A 5,285-nucleotide genomic window follows, 5' to 3' on the forward strand; every position below is an offset into this window, starting at 1 on the left:
TGCATGATGTTCTTGAACTTGGAATGGCCTGCCATGGGTGTCCCGCGATGATGCTTTGGCCCTGCCCTTAATGGGATGCGCCGCGCGGCTCAACCACGCCAGCCGAGTCGCGGCCTTGCTCCCGCCACACGCGCCGGGCACAGGCACCACCATGACGGTACGCGTGGACATGGGGCTCGACGAGCGCGGCTCGCCGGTCGCGATGGACCTTGAGGAATTGCTGGCGACCCGCCTGCTCGTGCAGGGCAATTCGGGGTCGGGCAAGTCGCACCTGCTGCGCCGCCTGCTCGAACGCTCGGCGGGCCAGGTGCAGCAGGTGGTGATCGATCCCGAGGGCGATTTCGTCACATTGTCGGGTGCCTACGGCCACGTCGCGATCGAGGCGGCGGATTACTCGGTGCCCGAGATCGAGCGCTTCGCCGGACGGCTGCGCGCGCATCGCACCTCGGTGGTGCTGAGCCTCGAAGGGCTGGAGGCGGAAGGCCAGATGCGCTGCGCCGCCGCGTTTCTGTCGGCATTGTTCGACGCCCCGCGCGAGCATTGGTATCCGGCACTCGTCGTCGTCGACGAAGCGCAGCTGTTCGCGCCGACGACCGGCGGTGAGGTCGCGGAGGATGTGCGCCGCGCGTCACTGTCGGCGATGACCAACCTGATGTGCCGCGGGCGCAAGCGCGGGCTCGCCGGGGTGATCGCGACGCAGCGCCTCGCTAAGCTCGCCAAGAACGTTGCGGCGGAAGCCAGCAACTTCCTGATGGGGCGCACCTTTCTCGACATCGACATGGCGCGCGCGGCCGACCTACTCGGCATGGAGCGGCGCCAGGCGGAGGCGATCCGCGACCTGCCGCGCGGCACCTTCATGGCGCTCGGCCCTGCGGTCTCGCGCCGCCCGGTCAGCGTGCGGATCGGCGAGGTCGAGACGTCGGCGCGCTCGTCGAGCCCCAAGCTCGTGCCGCTACCCGACGCGCGCCCGCTCGAACTCGCCGACCTGATCGTCGAGCCGGTGGTCGACGCGCCCGAGCTGCCGATGGCGCACGCGCCGCGGCCGCGCCGCGTCCCCGCCAACGAGGTCGCGTCCGACCTGTCGCGCAGCCCCGCCGCCAGCGTCGCCGCCACCGCGCAGCCCGAGCGCAGCGAGGACGAGGTGGAGGCGATCTACGCCGAGGCGCTGCGCGGGGTCGTGTCCGATCCCGAGGCGTTCGGGCGTCCCGCGTCGGTGCTGTTCCAGGATTTCCAGGTCCGCTGCCGCATGGCGGGATTGCCACGGCCCGCGATGGACCTGACCGCCTTCACCCGGCGGCTGAGCTGCGCGCGCGCGGGGATCTTCGACGTGGGCGCGGAGGAATGGGCCGACGCGCTTAGGCTCGCCGATACCCTCCCCGAGGACATGATGGGCGCGTTCCTGCTCGTCGCGCGCGCCGCGCGCGAGGGCGAGCCGTGCCCGTCGGACGAGCAACTGGCGCACACCTACGGCACCAGCTCGCTCGGCCGCGTGCGCCGGCTGATCGGCTATATCGAGAACCGCGAGCTGTTCGTCAGCCGCGTCGATCTGTCGGGCAAGCGCTCGATCACCATCCCGCACCTCGGCTGGACCACGGCCTCGGCGGAGGCGGCGTAAGGGAGCGGCACCGCGCCCTCGCGCGTTGTTGCCGAATGTTTCCCGCCTGGCTCCACCTGCTCGCCACCGCCTCGCTCCTCGTCGCGGGCGCGTGCGCGCTGCTGATCGCGCTCGACGAGAAGCGGCGCGCGCAGGACATGTGGATCATGTATCTCGTCTGGCCGCTCTCCGCGCTGTTCGGCGGATTGCTGTGGCTGTGGCTCTACTGGCGGCACGGTCGCGGTCCGGCGCCCGGCCGCGACGGGCAAGACGGCGAGCCGCCGATGCGGATCGCGGTGGCGAAGGGCGCGAGCCACTGCGGCGCGGGGTGCACGTTGGGCGACATCGTCGCGGAATGGCTCGCCTTCGCAGCGCCCGGCATCGCGGTCGCGTTCGGCTGGGGATCGCTGTTCGGCGAGAAGACGTTCGCGGTGTGGGTGTTCGATTACCTGCTCGCCTTCGCGATCGGCATCGTGTTCCAGTATTTTACCATTAAGCCGATGCGCGACCTGTCGATGGCCGGCGGGATCAAGGCAGCGGTCAAGGCCGACTTCCTGTCGATCACCTCGTGGCAGGTCGGCATGTACGGCGTCATGGCGCTGCTGCAATTCGCCTGGCTGCGCCCCGCCTACGGCGACATCGCGCCGGTGAACAGCCCGGAGTTCTGGTTCGTCATGCAGCTGGCGATGGTGGCGGGGTTCGTCACCGCCTACCCGGTCAACTGGTGGCTGGTCAGCGCCGGGCTGAAGGAGAAGATGTAGTCCGCACGAGATCGTCCGGGCCGGTGCGCGCTCGTCGCGCGATCCGGCCCGCGCGCGATCAGATCATGCCCAGCGCCTGCATGTACACCTCGAGGATCGCTTCCTCTTCCTGATATTCCTCGCGCTTCTTCTTGCGGATCGACATGATCTTGCGGATCGCCTTGGGATCGTATCCGCGGCTCTTCGCCTCCGACATCACGTCCTTGATGTCGTCCTGGATACCCTTCTTCTCTTCCTCCAGCCGCTCGGCGCGCTCAATCAGCAGCCGCAGCTCGTCCGCCGCGACCTGACCGCCGCCCATGCCCTCGCCCCGCTCTTCAGCCATGTGTTCGTCCCTTGAAAGAATAGGCCGCGCGCCCTGCCGCGCGAGAAGCGGGCGGGGTTCGGCCGGTTAACCCTGATGGGTGTGGGCGCGGCACCTAGTGGACGCCGCGCCCGCGCTCAAGCGTTAGTCGACGATCGGTTTGGCGATCTGCCCCCGGTGCATCACGAAGTCGACGTGCTCCAGCCGGCGCACGTCCTCCAGCGGCGAGCCCGTCACCGCGATCACGTCGGCGCGTTTGCCCGGCTCCAGCGTGCCGATGTCGTCGCGGCCCAGCAGGTCGGCGGCGGCGACCGTCGCGCTCGCGATCGCCTGCGCCGGGGTCATGCCCAGGTCGATCAGGTACGCGAACTCGGTCGCGTTCTCGCCGTGCTTGGAAACGCCTGAATCGGTGCCGAACGCGAACTTGACGCCTGCCGCCCACGCCTTCTTATGGTTGGCGTGCATCGCCGCCGCGGCCGCCTCCGCCTTGGGGATCGTAGCAGGCGGCAGCGCGCCCGAGCGCGCCTGCGCGAGTGCCGCGACCGGCGCGATCTCGGTCGGCACCAGGTAGGCGCCCTTGGCCTTGAACAGCCGGATCGTCTCGTCGTCCAAGTAGCTCGCGTGCTCGATCGAGTCGCAGCCCGCCTCCAGCGCCGCCTTCGTCCCCTCCGCCGCGTGGCTGTGCGCGGTCGCCTTGCGCCCCAGCGCGTGCGCGGTCTCGACGATTGCGCGCATCTCCTCAGGCGTCATCGCGCGCCCGAGGCCACCCGACACGTTCGACAGCACGCCACCGGTCGCGGCGAACTTGATCACCTGCGCGCCCAATCCGACCTGCTTGCGCACCGCGCGGCGGCAATCGTCGGGGCCGTCGCACACGTTGATCTGGTGCGCGTGGACCGCGTCGGCGAAGGTCTCACCCAGCCCGTTGGTGCCGTCGCCGTGCCCGCCCGTTACCGAGATCATGAGCCCTGCGTTGACGATCGTCGGCCCCGCCACGTCGCCGCGCTCGACCGCCTCGCGCAGCGCGCGCAAGCCCCGCGGGTCGCCGCCCAGGTCGCGCACGGTGGTGAAGCCCGCTTCCAGCGTGCGGCGCGCGTTGACGACGGCGACCATCATGTCGTCGGCCTGGTCCTGCGTCGCCTCCGCGAGGCGCGCGCGCAGCGGATCGCCGCCGATCCCCCATAAATGGACGTGCATGTCGGTGAGGCCGGGCAGCACGAAGCGGCGCGACAGATCGACCAGCTTCGCGCCCGCGGGCGGTGCGACGAAGCCGTCGCGCACCTCCGCCACCCGCCCGTCGCGCACCACGATCGTGCTGTTCCCGCGCGGCGGCCGGCCGGGGCGGTCGAGCAACTGCCCGGCGTGGATGTAGGTGACGACGGGTGCGGCTGCGGGTGCGGCCGCCGCCGGCGCCCCCGCCCCCGTCCCTGTCACCGGGGACTGCGCCGACGCGGGCACCGCGAGAACCAGCGCCAGCGCGCTACCGACGAACTTCAACAACGGCCTGTCTCCCCCATGACGCGCCTGCCCCGGCGCGCCTCCCGTCGGTGACAGCGTGGCCGGTAATCGACGCACCGGCAAGGGGTCCGCCGGTCAGGCGTTCTTCTTCACACTCTCCGCCATCCGCTCCAACTGCTCAGGGCTGGCGTCGGCCTGGTGGTTCGCCTTCCACTCGGCATAGGGCATGCCGTAGATCGTCTCGCGCGCCGCGTCCTTCGACATGCCCGATGCTTCCTGCGTCCAGTCGGACAGGCAGTTGCGACAGAAACCGGCGAGCCCCATCAGGTCGACGTTCTGCGCGTCGCTGCGGTGGCGCAGGTGGCGCACCAGCCGGCGGAAAGCGGCGGCGGCGGCCGCGTCGTCCAGGGTGTCGAGCGTGTCCATTCGTATCTCCGATGACGACTTCGGCGTCTGCGAGGTTGATCGCTCGCGGTTAGCGGCTAAGGCACGGGCGCGCAAAGCAGGAAGCCTTTTCCATGACCCACTCCTTCGCCCCTCGCTCGCGGAAGGTCCGCGTCCTCGCGACGCTCGGCCCCGCCAGCAGCACGCCCGAGATGATCGCGAAGCTGTTCCAGGCCGGCGCCGACGCGTTCCGCATCAACATGAGCCACGGCGACCAGGCGTCGAAGGTCGACGTGATCAAGGCGATCCGCGCGCTGGAGCGGGAGTTCGACCGCCCGTCGACCATCCTCGCCGACCTGCAGGGGCCGAAGCTGCGCGTCGGCCGCTTCGCGGAAGGGCGCGTGGTGCTGGAGACGGGCAGCACCTTCGTGCTCGACCACGACGCGACGCCGGGCGACGCGACGCGCGTGCAATTGCCGCACCCCGAGATCTTCGCCGCGATGGAGGCGGGTGCGCGGCTGCTGCTCGACGACGGCAAGCTGGTGCTGCGCGTGCTGGAGTGCGACGCCGATCGGCTGGTGACGACGGTCGAGGTCGGCGGGCCCTTGAGCAACAACAAAGGATTGAACGTGCCCGACGTGGTGGTGCCGATGGCGGCGCTGACCGCCAAGGACCGCAGCGACCTGTCCTTCGCGATCGACCAGGGCGTCGACTGGATCGCGCTGTCGTTCGTCCAGCGCCCCGAGGATCTGTGGGAAGCGCGCAAGCTGATCGAGGGCAAGGC

At 70.3% G+C, this 5,285-nt stretch carries 6 protein-coding genes; 3 read left to right on the forward strand and 3 right to left on the reverse strand.

What is annotated here, in order from left to right; genetic code table 11:
- Positions 1 to 151: 151 nt before the first annotated feature.
- On the forward strand, positions 152 to 1,615 hold the full coding sequence (locus ACFDS6_RS16415) for an ATP-binding protein (protein ID WP_375273171.1): 1,464 nt from the start codon (positions 152 to 154) through the stop codon (positions 1,613 to 1,615).
- Between the two features lie 35 nt (positions 1,616 to 1,650).
- Positions 1,651 to 2,355 carry a DUF4396 domain-containing protein gene (locus ACFDS6_RS16420; protein ID WP_375273172.1) on the forward strand — a complete coding sequence of 235 codons (705 nt, stop codon included), beginning with the start codon at positions 1,651 to 1,653 and terminating at the stop codon, positions 2,353 to 2,355.
- Positions 2,356 to 2,413: 58 nt separating this feature from the next.
- On the opposite strand, the gene ACFDS6_RS16425 is transcribed toward ACFDS6_RS16420, so the two are convergent.
- The 3 genes from ACFDS6_RS16425 to ACFDS6_RS16435 all read right to left on the reverse strand — a co-directional run bounded on the left by ACFDS6_RS16425 (position 2,414) and on the right by ACFDS6_RS16435 (position 4,543).
- Positions 2,414 to 2,680, reverse strand: a complete 267-nt coding sequence (locus tag ACFDS6_RS16425) for a DUF2312 domain-containing protein (protein WP_019517774.1) — start codon at positions 2,678 to 2,680, stop codon at positions 2,414 to 2,416.
- Between the two features lie 123 nt (positions 2,681 to 2,803).
- Positions 2,804 to 4,159, reverse strand: a complete 1,356-nt coding sequence (locus ACFDS6_RS16430; protein WP_375273173.1) for an amidohydrolase family protein — start codon at positions 4,157 to 4,159, stop codon at positions 2,804 to 2,806.
- A 93-nt stretch (positions 4,160 to 4,252) separates the two neighbouring features.
- Complete coding sequence (locus ACFDS6_RS16435) at positions 4,253 to 4,543, reverse strand: DUF1244 domain-containing protein (RefSeq protein ID WP_375273174.1); 291 nt, start codon at positions 4,541 to 4,543, stop codon at positions 4,253 to 4,255.
- 92 nt (positions 4,544 to 4,635) lie between these two features.
- Here ACFDS6_RS16435 and ACFDS6_RS16440 point away from each other — a divergent pair.
- A partial coding sequence (locus tag ACFDS6_RS16440) for a pyruvate kinase (RefSeq protein WP_375273175.1) occupies positions 4,636 to 5,285 on the forward strand: 650 nt, incomplete at its 3' end.

The organism is Sphingomonas sp. (assembly GCF_042095875.1).
Lineage (GTDB): Bacteria > Pseudomonadota > Alphaproteobacteria > Sphingomonadales > Sphingomonadaceae > Sphingomonas.